This window comes from Sphaerisporangium aureirubrum, from assembly GCF_042658925.1.
In the GTDB taxonomy this organism is placed as follows: Bacteria; Actinomycetota; Actinomycetes; order Streptosporangiales; family Streptosporangiaceae; genus Sphaerisporangium; species Sphaerisporangium aureirubrum.
On sequence record NZ_JBHSRF010000006.1, the window covers coordinates 1 to 19,552 of the forward strand.

Sequence of the window (19,552 nt, forward strand, 5' to 3'; positions counted from 1 at the left end):
GGGGCTGCTATAAAGGGGGGCCGACCAGGCTTGAGTATCCCCGGAGTGGCTTGTGATTACGGAACTTGCGGGCGAGATCGCGTCGCAGCCGGGGTGTTGGCGGCGGGCTGTTGGGCTGGCTGGTGGGGTGGCGCTGCCTCGGCGGGGGGAGCGGGTGGCGGTTGTCGGGTGTGGGACGTCATGGTTCATGGGGCAGGCTTACGCCGTGCTTCGGGAGCGGGCCGGTCATGGGGAGACCGATGCCTTCACCGCTTCCGAGTTTCCGCTCGCGCGGCGCTACGACCGCGTTCTGGCGCTCACCCGGTCGGGGACCACCACCGAGATCCTCACCTTGCTCCATGCCTTGCGCGGCACGCAGGACGGTCCGCGGACCACGGTGATCACGGCGGATCCGTCGGCGCCGGTCACGGGGGCGGCCGATGACGTGATCGTGCTGGACTTCGCCGACGAGCGGTCGGTGGTGCAGACGCGGTTCGCGACCACGCAGCTCGCGTTGTTGCGCGTCCATCTGGGCGAGGACCTCAGCGAGGTGGTGGCCGACGGGGAGCGGGCCGTGGCCGAGGAGGTGCCAGGTGAGCTGGTGGGGGCCGAGCAGATCTCCTTCCTTGGGAGTGGCTGGGCCTACGGGCTGGCGCAGGAGGCGGCGCTGAAGATGCGTGAGGCGGCCCGGGCCTGGACCGAGGCGTATCCGGCGATGGAGTACCGTCACGGGCCGATCAGTATCGCGGGCCCGGGGCGGGTCACCTGGATGCTCGGGCCGGCCCCGCCCGGTCTTTCCGCGGACGTCCACCGCACCGGTGCCACCTTCGTGAGCCGGGACACCGACCCCATGGCCGAGCTGATCCGGATCCAGCGTCTCGCCGAGGCCCGCGCGGTCGCCCTCGGCCTGGACCCCGACCACCCCCTCCACCTCACCAGGTCCGTGATCCTCGCCCCATGACCCACCCCGCCGGCCCGGGTGCCCGGGCGGCCCTGTCCCGCCGTCGTGGTCCTGGCCGGTACCCCGGCTGCCGGGCCGCATCAGCCGATCGGTGATCCTGATCTCATGAGCACCACACTCGCCGATGCCCGTGTCGTGACCCCGGATGGGGTGCATGAGGGCTGGCTCACCATCGAGGACGGGCGCTTCACCCATATCGGGCGGGGACGGGCGCCGGGGGCCGGGGTGGGCCTCGGGGGGCGGTATGTCGTCCCGGGCTTCGTCGACATCCACACCCATGGCGGGGCGGGGGCCTCGTTTCCGTCCGGGGATCAGGAGCAGGCGCGGCGGGCGGCGGAGTTCCACGCTCGTCACGGCACCACGACGATCATGGCCAGTCTGGTCACGGCGTCGATCGGGGACCTGACGCGGGTCACGTCGGCCCTCGCCGAGCTGTGCGAGGACGGGCTGCTGGCCGGTGTGCACCTGGAGGGGCCGTACATCGCCCCTGCGCGCCGCGGGGCGCATGACCCGGGGCAGTTGCGGGAGCCGTCCCCGGGGGAGCTGTCGGGGCTGCTGAAGGCCGGGCGGGGGCATGTCCGGATGGTCACCATCGCGCCGGAGCTGCCCGGCGCGCTGGACACCGTGCGCGCGGCGGTGGGTGAAGGCGTGATCGCGGCGCTCGGCCACAGCGACGCCACCTACGACCAGGCGCGAGCCGGGATCGACGCCGGGTGCACCGTCGCCACCCACCTGTACAACGCGCTCCCGCCGCTGCACCACCGCACTCCGGGGCCGATCGCGGCCCTCCTGGAGGACCCTCGGGTCACCGTCGAGCTGATCAACGACGGCCTGCACGCCCACCCGGCGATGCTCCGCCTGGCCGTGGCCGCCGCCGGGGCGGATCGCACCGTCCTGGTCACCGACGCCATGGCCGCCGCCGGGATGGGCGACGGCACCTACCGCCTGGGTTCCATGGACGTGGAGGTCACCGGCGGGGCCGCCCGCCTGACCGAGGGCGGCGCCATAGCCGGCAGCACCCTGACCATGGACGAGGCCTTCCGCCGGGCCGTCCAGGAGGTGGGCCTCAGCCTCCTCGAAGCCGCCGAGATGACCTCCCACACCCCGGCCCGCGTCCTGGGCATCTCGTCCCATACCGGCTCGATAGCCGTGGGCAACCACGCCGATCTGGTGGTCCTCAACGAGGACCTGACCCTTCACCAGGTGATGCGCCGGGGTGTCTGGCTTCCCACCCCCTGACCTACCCCACCCGAGGGGGGGACGGCATGTGGTTATCTACCCACGGGTAGAAATGACGGGACGCTACATGCCATATCCCAGGGGGATGCGATGACAGGGCACGAAGGTGGCGCCCGGATGGACGCGGCTAGGGGATGGGCGGCGGACGGCGTGGGGACGCGGATCGGGGGGACGGACGCGGCGCGGCTCGGGCCCGCCGAGCGGGCGGCGGCGCTGGCGCGGATGTCGGATCCCGGGCAGGAGCTGGACGTCGTCGTGGTGGGGGGCGGCGTGGTGGGGTCGGGGGTGGCGCTGGACGCGGTGACGCGGGGGCTGTCGGTGGGGCTGGTGGAGGCGCGTGACTTCGCGTCGGGGACGTCCTCGCGGTCCTCCAAGCTGATCCACGGGGGGTTGCGCTACCTGGAGCAGTTCAACTTCGATCTGGTGCGCGAGGCGCTGCAGGAGCGGGCGCTGCTGCTCCAGCGCATCGCCCCGCACCTCGTGCGGCCGGTGCCGTTCCTGTTCCCGCTGACCCATCACGTCTGGGAACGGCCCTACGTGGGTGCCGGTCTGGTGATGTACGACTCGCTCGGCTTCTCGCAGGGGCTGACCCGGGGCGTCCCGGGCCACCGGCACCTGTCCAGGCGCCGCGCCCTGCGCCTGGCCCCGGCGCTGCGCAAGACGGCGCTGACCGGCGCCGTGCAGTACTGGGACGCCCAGGTGGACGACGCCCGCTACGTCACCACCATGCTGCGCACCGCCGCCGCGTACGGCGCCCAGGTGGCCTCCCGCACCAAGGTCATCGGGTTCCTGCGCGAGGGCGAGCGGGTCACGGGGGTGCGGGTACGCGACCTGGAGACGGGGTCGGAGTACGACGTGCGGGCCCGCCAGGTGGTGAACGCGACGGGTGTGTGGACCGACGAGATCCAGGAGCTGGTCGGCGGGCGCGGACAGATCCACGTGCGCGCGTCCAAGGGCGTGCACCTGGTGGTCCCGAGGGACCGCATCCACTCGCTCACCGGGATCATCCTGCGCACCGAGAAGTCGGTGCTGTTCGTGATCCCGTGGGGCCGTCACTGGATCGTCGGCACCACCGACACCCAGTGGTCGCTGGACAAGGCCCACCCGGCGGCCTCCCGCCAGGACATCGACTACGTGCTCGACCACGTCAACGCGGTGCTCTCGGTCCCGCTCACCCGCGACGACGTCGAGGGCGTGTACGCGGGACTGCGGCCCCTGCTGGCCGGGGAGTCCGAGGAGACGTCCAAGCTGTCCAGGGAGCACGTGGTCACCCACCCCGTGCCGGGCCTCGTCATGATCGCGGGCGGCAAGTACACCACGTACCGCGTGATGGCCGAGGACGCCGTGAGCGCCGTCGCGCACGGCCTGGACCGCCGGGTGCCGCCGTCCTGCACGGACCGCATCCCGCTGGTGGGCGCCGAGGGCTACCAGGCGCTGTGGAACTCCCGGCAGCGGCTGGCCCGCGGCTCGGGCCTGCACGTCGCCAGGATCGAGCACCTGCTCCAGCGGTACGGCTCGCTGATCGACGAGGTGCTGGCGCTGATCGAGAAGGATCCGTCGCTGGGCCGCCCGCTGCCCGGCGCGGACGACTACCTGCGGGCCGAGGTGGTCTACGCGGCCACCCACGAGGGGGCTCGCCACCTCAACGACGTGCTCACCCGGCGCACCCGCATCTCCATCGAGACCTTCCACCGGGGCACCGCCGTGGCCCAGGAGGCGGCCGAGCTGATGGCGGGGCCGCTCGGCTGGGACGCCGAGCAGGTCAAGCGCGAGGTCGAGTACTACACCAAGCGCATCGAGGCCGAGCGGCTCTCCCAGGAGCAGGACACCGACCAGGAGGCCGACGCGATCCGCCTCGGCGCCCCGGAGATCGTCCCGGTCACCGACCCGGAGACCAAGACCGTCTGAGACCCGGAGACCAAGAGCGTCGGGGAGCCGGAGACGAGGAGCGTCCGAGACCTGAAGCGCGACGGAGGGCCGGTCCCCGCGCCGGGACCGGCCCTCCGCGCGTGGTGAGGGTCCAGCGGCGCCGCCGGGTCGGCAGTGTGGGTGCGTGACCCGGCGGCGCCGCCGTTCCCTGGTGCCACTGGCCGTACGGTCCCCGTCTCGGCTCGCCGCGGACGTGGCCGTACGGCCGGGCACCTCCGGGCCGTACTGCGCGATACGACCCGGAAGCCTCAGGTCAGGTGAAGGGCACCCACTCCTGTTCGGTGAGGGTGGTGGCGTCGCTCGCCTTGAGGCCGTTGTCGGACAGGGTCCACAGCGTGTCACCGATGATCAGGCTGCGCCGCACCCGCGGATCCAGGGGCGACCGCTCGTCCTGCTTCGGCAGGGGATGGGTGATCGTGGCCTCCTCGGTGAGGGAGTCGGCGCCGACCTTCAGCACCACCGCCGAGTTGCCCTCGCCGCTCCAGGAGTTCAGCGGCACCACGGCCAGCCCGGACTGCTCCCAGTAGAAGAACGCGTGCGGGTCGTGCTCCGCCTCGGACGAGGACGCCTTCTTGTGGTACTGGGCGAGCCGTTTCGGCGCGGCGGGGTCGCTCACGTCGAACAGCGAGACCTGGGTGCCCTGGATCTGCCCCTTCGAGCTCGCCTCCTGCCCGATGCCGAGCAGCCGCCCGTCGCCCGCCGGGTGCAGGTACGACGAGAACCCGGTGATCTTCAGCTCGCCGCTGACCTTCGGCTGGGCCGGGTCCCGCAGGTCCAGCGTGTACAGCGGGTCGGTCTCCCGGAAGGTGACGACGTAGCCCGCGGCGCCGATGAACCGGACCGAGTAGATCCGCTCGCCCTTGCCGAGCCCGGTCACCTCGCCGGCCTTCTCCAGCGTGTCGGCCTTCAGCACGTACACCCCGCTGGAGCCCTCCCGCGCCACGATGCCCGAGTCGCCGGTCGAGGTGGTCGCGATCCGCAGGTACCCGTCGTGCTCGGACAGCGAGTACTGGTTGAGCAGCCGCCCGGGGACCTCACCCGAGGTGAGGTACCGGGGTGTGCCGGGGGAGCCGATGTCGAAGCGGTGCACCTCGGTGCGCTCCGGCGGCGCCTTCTCCTCGGTCACCCTGGGCTCCGGCGTCCCGGTCGGCGGCTCGGTGGCGGGCGGCGGGAGCTTGCCGGTGGGGTCGGGCGTGGGGTCGCCGGTGGGGCCGGACGAGGTCGGGGTGGCGCTGGGCTCGGGGAGCAGCGACGGCATCGAGGGGTCGTTGCTCGGCTCGATCTTCTCGGCCGGGGCGGAGGTCTCGACCTTGGGGGCGATCGGCGCGGGTGTCGCCTCCGCCTGTCCGGGGCCCGTCGGCGGTTCCTTCAAGCGGATGCCGGTGCGTATCGCCCGCCCGCCGGACCACCAGCGGGGGTTGCTGGTCACGTACAGGCTGGTCGGGGTGGCGTACACCGTGTCCCCGTCGGCGGCCACGCTGATCGGCTCACCGCCGTCGATCGCGGACCCGAGGGGGATCGAGTGCACCGTGAGAAGGGAGGTGCCGGTGTAGTCCTCCGGGTGGCTGACCTGCTCGCACGCGACCCGCTCGGTGCGCGTGGTCCCGTCGGCGCCGGTGACCTCGTAGGACGGCAGCCACGCCTCGATCGGCGCCTCCTCGACGGCCTTCTTGTTGCGCTCGACCCGGGTCCGCTCGGAGTCGTCTGGGCGCCCCTCGGGGAACGTGACGACGGGCTGGGAGCGGATCACGATGCGCGCGGTGCCGCCGACCATGCGGGCGTCCACCTGTTGCCCGGCCGGGGTGAGCGAGCCGAGCGTCTTCATGGCGGCCAGGTCGACCAGCACGTAGCGGGGCCCGGGCAGGACGGCCGGGCGCTTGGCGACGGCGCCGAGCGGCAGGAGCGAGCCCTCGCCGAACATCACCAGCGCGCGGTCGCCGTCCACCAGCAGGTTCCCCTCCTCCCACGACTGCTCGGCGGGCAGCAGCCGCAGTGAGCCGGTGACCTTCTTGGTGGACGCGTCCACCACCCGCAGCACGCCCCGGGTGACGCTGACGATCCGCTCGCCGTCCGTCTTCACGACGTCGGGCTCGTCGGTGCCCGCCTCGTGGACGTTCGTGGTGGAGTGCGCGGGCGCGGCCTTGCCGTCCGCCTGCGCCGCGATGTCCACCTCACGGCCGGCGCGGAACACCATGTCCGTGCCGAAGCCCCACGGGCCGACCTCCTTCACCGCGGCCGCGCGCAGGCCGTCCAGCATGTCGTCGCATCCGCTGTAGGACACCAGTTTGATGTTGCCGAGGGTCACCGGGGTGCCCTCCGGGGTGCCCGTGGGGGGTGACGCCGTACCGCCGCCGGTGCATGCCGTCGCGAGCAGCCCGAGGGCGAGCGCGGCGGCGGCGGCCGTACCGATCGAAGTCCTCATGCCCCTACGACGAATCCGGCGCGGGCGCGGTTCACGGCGGAAGTGGCGGGGGTCACATGAGTGGATCACGGAATTCGTCCGGACACCGGGGGCCGTCGATAGACTGTGGGCATCGCGGCAGCTCTTTGGGGGTCTTTCGGTGTCTGACTTCGACACGGTCCTGGTGGTCGACTTCGGTGCGCAGTACGCGCAGTTGATCGCGCGCCGGGTCCGTGAGTGCCACGTCTACTCCGAAATCGTCCCGTCCACGATGCCGGTGGACGAGATGCTCGCCAAGCGGCCGAAGGCCATCATCCTGTCCGGCGGCCCCGCGTCGGTGTACGCCGAGGGCGCCCCGGCCGCGCCGGAGGGCCTGTTCGAGACCGGCGTGCCGACCTTCGGCATCTGTTACGGCTTCCAGGAGATGGCGCGCGTGCTCGGCGGCCAGGTGGCGCACACCGGCATCTCCGAGTACGGCCGCACGCGGCTCACCGTGGGTCACGAGGGTGTGCTGCTCGCCGGGCTGCCCGCGGAGCAGTCGGTGTGGATGTCGCACGGTGACAGCGTCGTCGCCGCGCCCACGGGCTTCCGGGTGATGGCGTGGACGCCGGACACCCCGGTGGCCGTCATGGAGGACGCCGGCCGGGGTCTGTACGGCGTGCAGTTCCACCCCGAGGTGCTCCACTCCGAGCACGGCCAGGCCGTGCTGAAGCACTTCCTGGACGCGGCCGGCTGCCGCCCGTCCTGGACCATGCTCAACATCGTCGAGGACGCCGTCGACGCCGTGCGCGAGCAGGTGGGGCCGCATGGCCGGGCCATCTGCGGCCTGTCGGGCGGCGTCGACTCCGCGGTGGCCGCCGCGATCGTGCAGCGGGCCATCGGCGACCGGCTGACCTGCGTCTTCGTCGATCATGGGCTGCTGCGCAAGGGCGAGGCCGAGCAGGTGGAGCGGGACTTCGTCGCGGTCACCGGCGTGCGGCTGCGGGTGGTGGACGCCGCCGAGCGGTTCCTCAAGGCGCTGACCGGGGTGAGCGACCCCGAGGAGAAGCGCAAGATCATCGGCCGGGAGTTCATCCGGGTCTTCGAGGACGAGCAGCGCGCGATCATGGCCGACGGGCCGGTCGACTTCCTGGTGCAGGGCACGCTCTACCCCGACGTGGTCGAGTCGGGCGGCGGCACCGGCGCCGCCAACATCAAGTCCCACCACAACGTCGGCGGCCTGCCGGACGACCTGAAGTTCGCACTGGTCGAGCCGCTGCGCACGCTGTTCAAGGACGAGGTGCGCCGGGCGGGCGAAGAGCTCGGGCTGCCGCCCGCCATGGTGTGGCGCCAGCCGTTCCCCGGCCCCGGGCTCGGCATCCGCATCGTCGGCGAGGTCACCCACGACCGGCTCGAGATCCTGCGCGAGGCCGACGCCATCGCCCGCGAGGAGCTGTCCAGGGCCGGTCTCGACCGCGACATCTGGCAGTGCCCGGTGGTCCTGCTCGCCGACGTCCGCTCGGTCGGCGTCCAGGGCGACGGCCGCACCTACGGCCACCCGGTGGTGCTGCGCCCCGTCAGCAGCGAGGACGCCATGACGGCCGACTGGTCCCGCGTCCCCTACGACGTGCTGGCCCGCGTCTCCACCCGCATCACCAACGAGGTCCGCGAGATCAACCGCGTCGTCCTGGACGTCACCAGCAAGCCCCCGGGCACCATCGAGTGGGAGTGACGCCCCCGCGGTGATCCCGGCCGCCTGATCCCGCCTGGGCACCACCGATTGAGGCGACCCCACGGGTGCCCCGGGGTGGCCTGATCGCGCGGCCGGGGCCGTCTGTTGTCAGATATCGGTTGCCCGCGGTCGCGGGTTCGGTAAGCCTTGTCGGATGCCGACTCCCCTACCGGCCCGGTCCGGTCCTCCGTCCCCCTCAGGGCAGCGGCTGGCGTGGCTGGACGCGCTGCGCGGGGTGGCGGCCCTCGCGGTGGTGCTGGAGCACATGCTGTACCGCTTCGTGCCGGTGCTGCGGCCGTACTGGATGAACCTCGGCATCTACGGCGTGATGGTGTTCTTCCTGGTCAGCGGGTACATCATCCCGGCGTCCCTGGAGAACAGAGGGGACGTGCGGGCGTTCTGGGTGGGCAGGCTGTTCCGGCTCTACCCGCTGTATCTCCTGATCATCGTGGTGGTGCTGCTCAGCATCCCGCTGGTGCCGCCGCGCGACGCGCTGACGCTCGACCTCGCAACGGCCGCCGCGCACGCCACCATGCTGATCGACATGGTGGGGGCCGCCGGGCTGGCGGACACCATGTGGACGCTGTCGTACGAGATGGCCTTCTACCTGCTGGTCACCGCGCTGTTCGTGGGCGGGCTGCACCGCCGCAGCGGGCTGTGGGCGGTCGTGTTCGCGGTGGCCGCGCTCGGCGCGGGGCTGCTGCTGGTGACGCCGTTGCCCGATCGCGTCCCGGCCTCTCTGGTCTCCTTCGGCGTGATGGCCGTCGGCCTGGCCCTCGTGATCGCCGGGTCCGGCCGGGTGCGCGCCGCCGGGGCGCTGATGGTCGGCGGCCTGGCGGTGGTGCTGGTGCTGGTCGGCGGGCGCGTGCCGTGGCTCGGCCCGGCGATCCTGGCCGTCATGTTCACCGGGACCGTGCTGTACCGCTGGGAGCGCGGGCAGATCTCCCGCCCCTGGGCGATCGCCGTGGTGGCCGCCCTGCTGGCCGTCGTGCCGTTCTTCGCCGCCCGGGCCGGCTGGTGGGCCGACCCGCCGGTGTGGCTGGTCACCATGGCGTTCGCCGCGGGCTCCTTCGCCCTCGCCATGGCGCTGCGGCACCGCGCGGTGCCCCGCGCGCTGGCCTGGCTGGGGGTGGTCAGCTACTCGATCTACCTGGTCCACAACCCGCTGCTGAAGCTGTTCCTCGCGGTGTACGGCGACCCGCGCCTGAGCCCGGTCCCCGTCCAGGCGGCGCTCGGCGTGGCGTACCTCGCCGTGGTGCTCGCGCTGAGCTGGCTCACCTACCGCACGGTGGAGCGGCCCATGCAGGCGCTCGGCCGCCGCCTGGCGCGCTCGCTGCCCCCGGCGGCTGTGGAAACCCCGCAGCGGACGGCGGTGTCCGCCACTAATCTTGGCTGACCGGCCCGCTCGGGCCGGTGGTCGAGAGAGAAGACCACAGATGGACGCGACGACCCGGGTGCCGGTCCGGCGCCTGGCGTGGTTACGCGGCGAGCTGGCCCGATGGCAGGCCGACGGCCTCATCGACGCCGCCACCGCCGCCCAGATCGGCGCCCGCTACGCCCCGGGGCGCCGGCTCAGCCTGGAACGGCTCATCCTCGTGCTCGGCGGCGGCTTCCTCGGCGTGGGCCTGATCTGGCTGGTCTCGGCGAATCTTCACCGCATCTCGCCGCTGACCCGCTTCGCCGGGATCCTGATCATCTGGCTGGGCGCCGCTGCCCTCGCCGAGGTGCTGGCCCGGCGGCCACGCGAGGACGGCCGGTCGCGCCCACCGGGCGACGGCGGGGCCGTGACGGCGGCCCGGCTGGTGACCGTGCTGGCCGGAGGCGGCGTGGTCTTCCAGGCCGCGCAGAGCCTCCAGGTCCCCGCCTACGACTCGAGCCTGCTCGGGGTCTGGGCCGCGGGCGCGCTGGCCTACGCGTACGCCACCGGGTCCCGGGGGCCGCTGCTGGCGGCGCTGGCGCTCGGCGCGGGCTGGTACAGCTGGTTCGCCGGGGAACGGCTGTCCATCGGGGCGGGTGCCGCGGTGGCCCTGCTGATCGCGGGGGTGGTGTCCGTGGCGGTCGCCGTGCTGCACGAGTCCGGGTGGCTGCCCGGGTTCGCCCCGCTGTGGCGGCTCGCCGGGGTGGTGCTCGTGCTCACCGGCCTGTTCATCGCGGTGTTCCCCGGCGCGTCCGGTGCCGGCGGCATGTACGGCTCGGTGGCGATCTGGCCGGGGCTGGTGGCCGTGGTGCTGGCCGCCGCCGCCGCGCTCGGCCTCGGCGACGCCGAGGGACGCAGGGAGGTCGCGGCGGTGGTCGTCATGCTGGGTGCCGCGCTGCTGCTGGTGGCCTGGGCGCCCGCGATGGCCGCGTACCCGGCCGGGCCGGGCGCGGCGCAGACCGCGCGGGCGCTGGCGGGCACGATCGTCTACGTCCTGTCCGCCGTGTGGTTCGCCGTCGTGGCGGCCAGGCGCGACCTGTCCCCGCTGGTGTACGTCGTCACCGGCGCGCTCGTGCTGTTCGTGACCGTGCAGAGTTTCGCGGTGTTCCAGCCGCTGCTGTCGGGGGCGGCGCTGTTCCTCGTCCTCGGCGTCGTGTTCCTCGTCACCGGTGTGCTGGTCGACTACGGCCGCCGCAGGCTCATGCGGGTGGTGCGATGACCAGGCTGATGTCCCGTCCCGTGCTGGTGGCGCTGGCACTGGTGCTCCAGCTCGCGCTGCTCGCGGTGGCGGTGTGGCCCCAGCTGTCCGCCCGGCTGACCGGCACGCGCTACCGCCTGGCCGTGGGCCCGGTGGACCCCATCGACCCCTTCCGCGGCGCGTACGTCATGCTCGCCTACCCCGGCCTGCCCGCGGCGAGCAACCTGCGGCCCGGCCGGGTCTACGTGCCTCTGGCGCCCGACGGCACGCTGTGGAAGGGCACCGGCATCGTGACCCGGCGCCCGGCGGCCCCGCCGTACCTCTCCTGCGAGACGCGCGGCGAGGGGCCGCTGAGCTGCGGCATCGACAGCCTGTTCCTGCCCGAGGACGCCGCGCGGCGCACGCAGGACGAGCTCGGTGCCGACCGCGCCGCGGCGGTGGTGCGCGTCGACGCGCAGGGCAACGCCGCGGTGGTCGCCATCGAGCCCCGCTGACCCGCGGAACGCCCCGCGGCCTGGCCGCGGGGCGGGGTGCGGGTGGTGGCGCGCGGACTGCTCAGTCGTCGAACTCGCCGTCGCGCACGCCGAGGACGAAGGCGCGCCACTCACCCGCCGTGTATCTCAGCACGGTGCCGTTGGGATCGGCCGGGTTGCGCAGGGCGACCGCCCCGCCGGGAAGGTAGGCGATCTCGATGCGGTCGTCGGACGTGCTGCCGGGAGCGCTCAACCACGTGACATCGGAGATGTCCAGCGCGTACAGCTCGGCCTTCTCGCCTGCGTCGCTCATCGTCGACCAATTCTCCTTCTGGTACGGCCCGGGACGCCGGGGGTCGGCACACCAGTTCGGGAGAATACACGTCGTCCAGGTCCGCCGTGCCGATCCGTGACGGATCGGTTTCGGACCGGAATCGCCGGATCAGCGCCAGCCGCTCAGGGGGTACATCTCGCCGGGGGCGAGCTCGCGGCGGCCGTGCAGCAGCGTGCTCACGGTGACGACGTGGTAGCCCTTCTTCTTCAGCGAGCGCAGGATGCCGGGCATCGCGGCCACGGTCTCCGGCCAGATGTCGTGCATGAGCACGATCCGGTCGCGCGCGGCGTCGGCGAGGACCCGGCGGGTGATGGCCTTGGTGTTCCGCAGCTCCCAGTCGCGGGAGGTCCGGTTCCACAGGATCTGCGACAGGCCGAGCTCGGCCGCGATGCCCGAGACGCGCTCGTCGGTGTCGCCGTACGGGGGCCGCATCAGCGTGGGGCGCTTGCCGGTGGCGCGTTCGATGGAGTCCTGGGCGCGCACCAGCTCGTCGCGGATCAGGCCGTCGTACAGCGACGTCAGGTGCGGGTGGTCGTAGGTGTGGTTGCCGATCTCGTGCCCGGCGCGGGCGATGGCGCGGGCGGTCGCGCGGTACTTCTCGGCGTGCTGGCCCATCAGGAAGAAGGTGACCTTGGTCTTGTCGCGGCGCAGGGTCTCCAGCAGCTTGCGGGTGTACGGGCCGGGGCCGTCGTCGAAGGTCAGCGCGATGCACTTCACCTTGGCGCAGTTCACGGCCTTTGCCTTGGCCGCCGGGCCGCTCGTGTCGGCCGCCGCGACCGGCGCCACCGTGAGCGTCGCCACGGCCGCGATCAGGATCGGAAGCCACCGCCGCATCATTTGTCTCCTCCCATCAGCGCGCGCCACCTTATCCCAAAGAGTGCGCCAGCTGAGAAACCATGCCATACCGGTAAATACTTCAGACGCGTCCCCCTGTTTCCCCCTGGATCCCGTTCCAGTCCTCCACCGCGCGGGGTCACTACCCTCGACGCTGGTCAAGGCGGCCGGCGGCAGGCGCCCGGGCCGGTCAAGAATCCCCATAGAGATCTCATGTGAGTTACAGACGGTAAGAATTCGGTGACTTCGGGTCGCCATGCTGGACGGTCATGGGGTCCTACTCGCTGGATGACATCAGGGCGACGCGAAAACGCAGGGATTCGTGGTGGACGGTGTTCCTCGTCGACCCGATCGCCTGCAGGGTGACGCTGCTCGTGGCCAACCACACCGACATCACGCCGAACGGCCTCACGCGCCTGTCCCTGGTCCTCGGGATGGGGGCGGCGGCGTGCTTCGCGACCGGGCGCCTGGCGCTCGGGGCGCTGGTCTTCTACCTGAGCTTCGTGGTCGACTGCATGGACGGCAAGATCGCCCGGCTGAAGGGCACCGGCACGCCGTTCGGCCTGTGGCTGGACTACGTGGGCGACCGCATCCGGGTGGTGTGCTGCGCCTGCGGCCTCGCCTACGGCCAGTACGCGGAGACCGGCCGCCTGGCCTACGTGCTGCTCGGCGCGGCCATCGCCGTGCTGGACCTGTTCCGCTACGTCAACGCGCCGCAGATGAAACGGGTCCGCCGCACGGCCAGGGCCCGCCACCGCGCCGCGCTGCGCGCCGAGCTCGCCGCCGTCCGGGACGCCATGGCCGTCGACTGGCTCACCCAGGACCGCGGCGACCACGCGCCGGGCCCGTCCCGGCCGCCGGTGGCGCCCGAGCCCGAGGCGGTGGCGACGGTCAGGCCCACGGCGCGGCCCGAGTTCGTGACGCTGTTCGGGCCCGTGGCGGTGGGGGCCGTGCTGTCCCACGCGCCGCCCGAGGCGTGGCGCGGCGCGGGGCCGGCGCCGATGGCGGCGGAGCCGAAGGTGGGCGCGCGGCGGCGCGTCGGCGGGTTCCTGGCCGCGTGCCGGGTGCGGACGCACCTGATGAGCGGCATCGAGTTCCACGCGGCCGTGTTCGTGGTGGCCCCGCTGGCCGGGGCCGAGGCGCTGCTGCCGGTCACGGTCACGGCGGGCGCCCTGCTCGTCCTCAACGAAATCTTTCTGATCTACCGCATGTGGCAGGCCACGCGCGCGGTGGCGGCCCGGGCCGTACGGCCGGTCCCGCGCCCCGCCGAGAGCCCGCGGCTGCGTACCGATCCGTTCCGCACGGGGGTGGAGATCCGATGAGTACCGACCGGCCGATCTTCGTGGTCGGCTGCCCGCGTTCCGGCACCACGATGTTGCAGCTCATGCTCCATTCGCATGAGCGCATCGCGGTCCCGCCGGAGACGCGGTTCCTGCTGTCCGCCTACTACCACCGCCGCCTGCACGGGGACATGCGCGACGCCGGCAGGCGCCGCGCGCTCGCCGAGTGGATCGCGGGGGACAAGGCCACCAGGTTCCACGAGCTCGGGCTGGACCGGGAGACGTACGTGCGGCGGGCCTCGGAGGGGCCGGGGTCGCTCGGCTCGGTGGTCGGCGAGGCGTTCCGGGAGTACGGCGAGCGGTTCGGCAAGCCGCGGTGGGGGGACAAGCGGCCGGCCTACATCAGGTACGCCGGCGTGCTGCTGCGGCTGTTCCCCGACGCGCAGTTCGTGCATCTGATCCGGGACGGCCGCGACTGCGTGGCCTCGCTGAAGGAGATGCCCTGGTACACCCTGGACGTCCACCACGCCATCGCCAACTGGGCCGAGTCCGTGGACCAGGGCCGGCGGCTCGCCAGGACCCTGCCGGCCGGGAGCTACCACGAGCTGCGGTACGAGGACCTCACCGCCGACCCCGCCGCCGAGCTGGCCAGGCTGTGCGCGTTCCTCGGTGAGGAGTTCGAGCCCTCGATGTGCGAGCCCCAGCGGGTGGCGGACGTCGCGGTGCCCGCCAGGAAGGTGTGGCACAGCAACACCCGCAACGAGGTCTCGGCGGCCCGGGTGGGCAGCTGGGCCACCCGGCTGGAGCCGTGGGAGATCGCGCTGTGCGAGGAGGTGCTCGGCCACCGCCTGCGCGACCACGGCTACGAGGTGAGCGGCGACGCGAGGGCGTCGGCGCGCCACCTGCTCACCTACCGCAGGACGGTGGCCCGCCGCGCCCTCGGCCGCTGGGAGCGCCAGGCCCGCGACCACGTCAACCGCCACCGCGAACCCGGTCCCCTGGCCGCCATGCTCACCTCGGGCCAGCTCTCCATGGCCCGCGTCCCCCGCCAGCGCACGGCCCGCGAGCTGATCAAGGGGTAGCGCCGCCGGAACCGCCGGTCCGAGGGACGGCACGGACCTCGGGCGCCGTCGCCGCCTGGAACCGTGCGGTCAGCGGCGGATGGCCGTGAACAGGTCCTCCCAGCGGTCGAGCACCGGATCCAGGCGGAAGGACGCCGCGTGGGCGCGGGCGGCGGCGCCGAGACGGCGGCGGCGGGCCGGGTCGGCCATCAGGCCGGCCAGGGCGCCGGTGAAGGCGTCCAGGTCCGGGTGCGGCACCAGGGCGCCCGTCGTGCCGTCCAGCACCAGGGAGCGCACGCCGCCGGACACGTCGAAGGCGACGGCGGGCATGCCGTACGCCGCCGCCTCGGCGACCACGGGCGGCAGGCCCTCGTGCTCGCTGGTCAGGCCGAGCACGGCGGCGTTCAGGTACTCCCGGCCGAGCTGCGCCGCGGTGACCCGCCCGCGGAACACCACCTGGTCCGCGACGCCCGCCCCCGCCGCGCAGGCCCGCAGCCGCGGCAGCTCGGGCCCGTCGCCGATGAGGTGGAGCTCCCACCCGGCGCGGGCCCGGGCCGCCCGCGCGAACGCGGTGATGAGCCGGTCGAACCGCTTGACCGCCACCAGCCTCCCCACCCCGAGCACCCGGGGCACGTCCAGGTACGACGTGGTGGCGGGCCACGTCCGCAGCGGGTTCGGCAGGTCCACCGCGTTCGGCAGCAGCGCCTCCTCGGCGAACCGCCACGCGTCGTCGGCGCTGAGGAAGGCCGCCCGGTCCAGGGCGCCGTAGTGCCGCCGCACCGCCGCCAGGTGCCCGGCGTCCCGCGCCTGCGCGAACGACCCGTGGTACTGCCCGATGCCCCGCAGTCCGTCCGGCACCACCCCGGCCAGCACGTCCGCCACCTCGGGACAGGTCATCACCGCGAACCCCTCACCGAGCCCCCTGAGCGTCCGCGCCCCCCACCACCGCGCCACGCCGCGCCGCCCGGCCCCCCGCCCCGGCGCGTGCCGCTCGTACAACGGCCGCTCGACGTACCGGAACGGCGCGCCGCCCCCGTGCCGCAGCCCGGCGACGTGCGCCGCGTAGCCGCGCAGCGCGAGCCCCTGCGCGAGCGTGTGGGTCGCCTGCTGCACGCCGCCGAGAGCGTCGGCGTCCACGCAGACGAACACGACCGCGCCGCGGCCGTGCCCGGGGGGCGGCGTCATCGGCGGCGCCCGCGCAGGTGGAAGAAGGCGTCCACGACCCGGGCCGCCGCCTCGCCGGTCTCCTCGGCGCAGAACAGGGCGCGGAAGTCGGCGTACCGGGCGGCGTGGCGCTCCCGCACCCCCTCCAGGTCGGCGAGGGCCGCGACCAGCTCCCGGGGGGTCTCCAGCACCGGGCCGGGGGCGATCTCCCTGACCTCCGGGGCGGGGCCGCCCGGGCAGTAGACCAGGATGGGCCGCCCGGTGCAGGCGTAGTCCCTGACGAGGGGCATGTGGTCGCCCGCCAGCGCGTCCGAGGCGAGGAGGAGGTCGTTGACCTCGGGATACGCGGCGGCGGCGCGCACGAGGTGGCGCACCCGGCGGGGGATCGGGTGACCCGGCCCGGCGCGCAGCACGATGACCCACCGGCCCGCGAGCGACTCGGCCAGGGTCTCCAGGCCGTCGTCCCGTGCGCCGCCGGCCGGGGCGTACAGCAGGATGCGGCGGTCCTGCGGGATCTCCAGCGCCTCCCGCACCCGGGGTCCGGCGCCGGGGTCGCCGGTGACCAGCACGTCGCACTTGGGCGACCCGAACCCCAGCACGGTGCCGGTGAACTCACTGGCCGGCACGAAGACCCGCTCGAACTCCGGCCCGGGGGACACCAGCGCGTCCCACCGGGCGACCGCCGCGCGCCGCACGGCCGCGTCGCCGCCCGGCCCCGGCCCCGGGAACCCGTCCCAGGTCTGCAGGTACCGCGTCCTGGCGGGCTTGGGGAACCCCGGGGGAAGGCCGCGGTCGTCCACCCAGTACCCGGAGCGGGCGAGCAGCCAGACGTACCGCCAGCTCATCCGGCGGACCAGCGGCACGTCCGCCGGGAAGCCCCCGGCGCCGTCCCGCGCCGACCAGCACACCCTCAGCGGCAGGCCGCGCCGCCGGATCTCCTCGTGGACGTACTTCGGGTTGCCCGTGCAGGCGGCCCCGCCCGCCGACTCGAACAGGGCGAGGTCGCGGCGCGGCGGGACCACGCGGATCAGCCGCCGGTACACCCATTCCTTGATCCCGGCGCCGGTCAGGGCGCGCAGCGGGCGCGGCCGGGGCCCGCGGCGCGGGGCTCCGGCGCGGCGCCAGGAGACCCGCAGGAAGGCGCTCTCGCCGACGGGCGCCACGGTGAAGCGGCGGCCCGCCGCGGTGAGCACCAGCGGGGGGGTGGCGGGGTCGACGAGCAGCCGGTCGCTGGTGTGGTGGCCGTCGGGGCGGGTGAACCTGATCAGGGCGTCGGTGCGGCCGTCGCGGACCGGCCGCATCCCGGCCAGGTCCATCTCGGCGCGGATCAGGTAGCCGCCGTCCGGCTGCCTGCGCGGCGACAGCCGTACCCGCAGCCCTCGCACCACCAGGTCCGCCACGGTCCGCCCCCGGCGCAGCACGGCGAACGGGTCGTAGGTCCTGACGGTCACCGACAGGACCGTGCCCGTCGCGGCGATCTCGGTGACCTCGTGCCGGATCCGGGAGGCCGAGAACGGCAGCTCGGCCAGGCCGAGCCCGGTGATGTCCAGCCCCGGGTGGGCCCGCGTCCCCCAGTAGGTGCGGCCGTCCACCCGCAGGGCGTGCCTCGGCGCCGCCCGGGGCGGGGTGAGTGACCGGGCGGCGACGACCAGGTCCTCGGCGCGGTCGGCCTGGACGAGATGGCAGCACACGGCGACCATCGGGTCCACCAGGGCCGTGGCGCCGGGCTCCAGCTCGTCCAGGTAGGGCCGCAGCACCGCCGCGAACTCCTTGACCCACACCGTGCTCCGGCGCGGCAGCCCGTCCAGGTGGCCGCGCAGGTCGTGGCCGAGGAACCGCCGCTGCCGGTGGGTCACCAGCTCGGGGGCCCCGCCGTCGCGCAGCCGCGCGTCCGCCAGCCGGGCGGCCCGCACGCGCCGCCGCACCGACTCCATCTCCCCGCCGTCCGCCTCGTCCCCGCCGGGCGCCGGGGCGGCGAGGTGGACGGTCCAGGGGACGACCGCGAACCGGCGCGCGTCGCGGAACACCGCGGCGGTGAGGACGACGTCCTCGTCGTACACGTCCTCGGGGAAGCGCAGGCCGTGCTCGCGCAGGAACGCGGTGCGGTACAGCTTGTTGGTCGCCGCCCCGTCCAGGAACATGCGCGGCTCGGCCCGGATCCCGTCGACCACCCGCCGCGGCGTGTAGAGCCCTCTCCGGGGCGTACCGGACGCCCGGCGGCCCCGCGCGAGGGCGGCCCGCTCGATCGGCCCGGTCGCGAAGTCCGCCCCGGTCCGCTCCACCTCGGCGAGCAGGCTGCCGCAGGCGTGCCTGGTCAGCTCGGCCCCGCCGTCCAGGACCATGACGTACGGCGCCCGTGCGGCGTCCAGCCCGTCGTTGCGCGCGGCCCCGCGTCCCCCGGTGGCCTGCCCCTGCAGGTACCGCAGCCGCGCGTCCGCGCTCACGGGGCGGCCGTCCCGCTCGCCGACGACGATCAGTTCGAGGTTGCGCAGCGACTGCCCGAGCACCGACGCGACGGCGCGGGAGATCCCGGCCGGTTCGTCACAGATGGCGAGCACAACGCTGACGTCCGGCCGCATGCTTCCCCCCGAGTCGGCATCGTGGCTGACTCGGGTATTCCCTTGCCGTGGGCCGCGCCGCCCTCCACAGCGGACTGCTGACCCCGACTTGCCGGACTTTTGCGCTTATGGCCGGTCAGCGGCGGGAGAGGAGGCGGCGCAGGAGCCAGGTGACCAGGACGATGGCCGCGAGCCCGCCGACCACCGGGGCCAGCCGCTTGAGCAGGGGCATCCCCGCGATCTCCAGGAGGTCCAGGGCCTCCTCGTCGGGGGTGCGGGACGTGCGGGCGGTCCCGGCCGGGTGGGCGTCGCGGCTGGTGACCTCGTCGGGCTCCGCCGCGTCGTACCGGTCGGGGACGGCGCTGAGGTGGCGGACGTGGGGCTCGGGCACAGGTTGCTCCTGGAGGCCGGCGACCGGGGCGAGCGGCGTCGCCTCCGGCGGGGAGGGGGACTCGGTGGACTCGTTGAAGGGGGTGGCGGCGGGTTCGGCCGACGGCGGCGCGGCACCTTCCGCGAGTGCCTTCTCCGACGGCGGCTCCTGGGACTCGCGCAGCAGCGCGGCCAGGTTGGCGGCGAACCGGTCGATGAGCTTGGCCCCCACCTCGGCCATCACCCCCCGCCCGAACTGCGCGGGCCGCCCGGTGACGTTGAACGAGGTCCGCACCGCGACCCGCGTCCACCCGCCCTCGCCGGACAGCTCCGCCTCGACGTCGGCCTTGGCCGTGCCGGTCCCGCGCGCCTCCTTGCCCGAGGCGGAGATGACGATCTTGTGCCCGTCCTTGTCGACCGAGGAGAACGACGCCTGCCCCTTGTAGGTCACGGTGATCGGCCCCACCTTGACCTTGAGCCTCCCGGTGAACCCGTCCCCGTCCACGGTGTCGAGCGTCGCTCCCGGCAGACACGGCGCCACCCGCTCCACGTCGAGGAGCACGGCCCACGCCTGCTCGACCGGAACGGGAACCGTGAAGTCATGCTCGAACCGCATCGCCATCAGATTCTCGGCAGGGACGGTC

15 protein-coding genes are annotated in these 19,552 nt (G+C 73.8%); 9 read left to right on the top strand and 6 right to left on the bottom strand.

What is annotated here, in order from left to right; genetic code table 11:
- Positions 1-52: 52 nt before the first annotated feature.
- The 3 genes from ACFP1K_RS05870 (at position 53) to glpD (ending at position 4,087) form a co-directional block, all read left to right on the top strand.
- Complete coding sequence (locus ACFP1K_RS05870) at positions 53-940, top strand: SIS domain-containing protein (RefSeq protein ID WP_380747722.1); 888 nt, start codon at positions 53-55, stop codon at positions 938-940.
- A 105-nt stretch (positions 941-1,045) separates the two neighbouring features.
- Complete coding sequence (gene nagA, locus ACFP1K_RS05875; RefSeq protein ID WP_380747724.1) at positions 1,046-2,179, top strand: N-acetylglucosamine-6-phosphate deacetylase; 1,134 nt, start codon at positions 1,046-1,048, stop codon at positions 2,177-2,179.
- Between the two features lie 222 nt (positions 2,180-2,401).
- Positions 2,402-4,087, top strand: a complete 1,686-nt coding sequence (gene glpD, locus ACFP1K_RS05880; RefSeq protein WP_380748093.1) for a glycerol-3-phosphate dehydrogenase — start codon at positions 2,402-2,404, stop codon at positions 4,085-4,087.
- 274 nt (positions 4,088-4,361) lie between these two features.
- On the opposite strand, the gene ACFP1K_RS05885 is transcribed toward glpD, so the two are convergent.
- A complete protein-coding gene (locus ACFP1K_RS05885; RefSeq protein WP_380747726.1) occupies positions 4,362-6,530 on the bottom strand; it encodes a beta-propeller domain-containing protein in 2,169 nt (722 codons plus the stop codon).
- A gap of 103 nt (positions 6,531-6,633) precedes the next feature.
- On the opposite strand from ACFP1K_RS05885, the gene guaA reads away from it, so the two are divergent.
- From guaA to ACFP1K_RS05905, 4 genes are all read left to right on the top strand, one after another.
- Positions 6,634-8,220 (top strand): glutamine-hydrolyzing GMP synthase, encoded by a 1,587-nt coding sequence (gene guaA / locus ACFP1K_RS05890; RefSeq protein ID WP_380748095.1) that lies wholly within the window; start codon positions 6,634-6,636, stop codon positions 8,218-8,220.
- 154 nt (positions 8,221-8,374) lie between these two features.
- The gene (locus tag ACFP1K_RS05895; RefSeq protein ID WP_380747728.1) at positions 8,375-9,616 is read left to right on the top strand and encodes an acyltransferase family protein; all 1,242 of its coding nucleotides are present in this window, start codon (positions 8,375-8,377) and stop codon (positions 9,614-9,616) included.
- A 40-nt stretch (positions 9,617-9,656) separates the two neighbouring features.
- Positions 9,657-10,856 (top strand): DUF2157 domain-containing protein, encoded by a 1,200-nt coding sequence (locus ACFP1K_RS05900; RefSeq protein ID WP_380747730.1) that lies wholly within the window; start codon positions 9,657-9,659, stop codon positions 10,854-10,856.
- Positions 10,853-11,329, top strand: a complete 477-nt coding sequence (locus tag ACFP1K_RS05905; protein WP_380747732.1) for a GDYXXLXY domain-containing protein — start codon at positions 10,853-10,855, stop codon at positions 11,327-11,329. Before ACFP1K_RS05900 ends, ACFP1K_RS05905 begins: the two co-directional genes overlap by 4 nt.
- A gap of 61 nt (positions 11,330-11,390) precedes the next feature.
- On the opposite strand, the gene ACFP1K_RS05910 is transcribed toward ACFP1K_RS05905, so the two are convergent.
- Positions 11,391-11,621, bottom strand: a complete 231-nt coding sequence (locus ACFP1K_RS05910) for a DUF397 domain-containing protein (protein WP_380747734.1) — start codon at positions 11,619-11,621, stop codon at positions 11,391-11,393.
- Positions 11,622-11,750: 129 nt separating this feature from the next.
- On the bottom strand, positions 11,751-12,479 hold the full coding sequence (locus ACFP1K_RS05915; RefSeq protein ID WP_380747736.1) for a polysaccharide deacetylase family protein: 729 nt from the start codon (positions 12,477-12,479) through the stop codon (positions 11,751-11,753).
- 266 nt (positions 12,480-12,745) lie between these two features.
- Between ACFP1K_RS05915 and ACFP1K_RS05920 the strand changes: the two genes are divergently transcribed.
- A complete protein-coding gene (locus ACFP1K_RS05920) occupies positions 12,746-13,798 on the top strand; it encodes a CDP-alcohol phosphatidyltransferase family protein (RefSeq protein WP_380747738.1) in 1,053 nt (350 codons plus the stop codon).
- Positions 13,795-14,838 (top strand): sulfotransferase family protein, encoded by a 1,044-nt coding sequence (locus ACFP1K_RS05925; RefSeq protein WP_380747740.1) that lies wholly within the window; start codon positions 13,795-13,797, stop codon positions 14,836-14,838. The genes ACFP1K_RS05920 and ACFP1K_RS05925 overlap by 4 nt, the downstream gene beginning before the upstream one ends.
- Before the next feature lie 69 nt (positions 14,839-14,907).
- On the opposite strand, the gene ACFP1K_RS05930 is transcribed toward ACFP1K_RS05925, so the two are convergent.
- The 3 genes from ACFP1K_RS05930 to ACFP1K_RS05940 all read right to left on the bottom strand — a co-directional run bounded on the left by ACFP1K_RS05930 (position 14,908) and on the right by ACFP1K_RS05940 (position 19,524).
- The gene (locus ACFP1K_RS05930) at positions 14,908-16,002 is read right to left on the bottom strand and encodes a glycosyltransferase (protein ID WP_380747742.1); all 1,095 of its coding nucleotides are present in this window, start codon (positions 16,000-16,002) and stop codon (positions 14,908-14,910) included.
- Positions 15,999-18,560: a bifunctional glycosyltransferase/CDP-glycerol:glycerophosphate glycerophosphotransferase gene (locus ACFP1K_RS05935; protein ID WP_380747744.1), complete on the bottom strand. Its 2,562-nt coding sequence runs from the start codon at positions 18,558-18,560 to the stop codon at positions 15,999-16,001. The genes ACFP1K_RS05930 and ACFP1K_RS05935 overlap by 4 nt, the downstream gene beginning before the upstream one ends.
- Before the next feature lie 115 nt (positions 18,561-18,675).
- Complete coding sequence (locus tag ACFP1K_RS05940; protein WP_380747746.1) at positions 18,676-19,524, bottom strand: SRPBCC family protein; 849 nt, start codon at positions 19,522-19,524, stop codon at positions 18,676-18,678.
- Positions 19,525-19,552: the final 28 nt, after the last annotated feature.

Excerpts from the sequence above, each read along its gene's own strand:
- nagA (WP_380747724.1), top strand. The coding sequence starts at position 1,046 with ATGAGCACCACACTCGCCGATGCCCGTGTCGTGACCCCGGATGGGGTG.
- ACFP1K_RS05905 (WP_380747732.1), top strand. The coding sequence starts at position 10,853 with ATGACCAGGCTGATGTCCCGTCCCGTGCTGGTGGCGCTGGCACTGGTG.
- ACFP1K_RS05895 (WP_380747728.1), top strand. The coding sequence starts at position 8,375 with ATGCCGACTCCCCTACCGGCCCGGTCCGGTCCTCCGTCCCCCTCAGGG.
- ACFP1K_RS05940 (WP_380747746.1), bottom strand. The coding sequence starts at position 19,524 with ATGCGGTTCGAGCATGACTTCACGGTTCCCGTTCCGGTCGAGCAGGCG.
- ACFP1K_RS05910 (WP_380747734.1), bottom strand. The coding sequence starts at position 11,621 with ATGAGCGACGCAGGCGAGAAGGCCGAGCTGTACGCGCTGGACATCTCC.
- ACFP1K_RS05930 (WP_380747742.1), bottom strand. The coding sequence starts at position 16,002 with ATGACGCCGCCCCCCGGGCACGGCCGCGGCGCGGTCGTGTTCGTCTGC.
- glpD (WP_380748093.1), top strand. The coding sequence starts at position 2,402 with ATGTCGGATCCCGGGCAGGAGCTGGACGTCGTCGTGGTGGGGGGCGGC.
- ACFP1K_RS05920 (WP_380747738.1), top strand. The coding sequence starts at position 12,746 with ATGGGGTCCTACTCGCTGGATGACATCAGGGCGACGCGAAAACGCAGG.
- ACFP1K_RS05925 (WP_380747740.1), top strand. The coding sequence starts at position 13,795 with ATGAGTACCGACCGGCCGATCTTCGTGGTCGGCTGCCCGCGTTCCGGC.
- ACFP1K_RS05935 (WP_380747744.1), bottom strand. The coding sequence starts at position 18,560 with ATGCGGCCGGACGTCAGCGTTGTGCTCGCCATCTGTGACGAACCGGCC.
- ACFP1K_RS05885 (WP_380747726.1), bottom strand. The coding sequence starts at position 6,530 with ATGAGGACTTCGATCGGTACGGCCGCCGCCGCCGCGCTCGCCCTCGGG.
- ACFP1K_RS05900 (WP_380747730.1), top strand. The coding sequence starts at position 9,657 with ATGGACGCGACGACCCGGGTGCCGGTCCGGCGCCTGGCGTGGTTACGC.
- ACFP1K_RS05915 (WP_380747736.1), bottom strand. The coding sequence starts at position 12,479 with ATGATGCGGCGGTGGCTTCCGATCCTGATCGCGGCCGTGGCGACGCTC.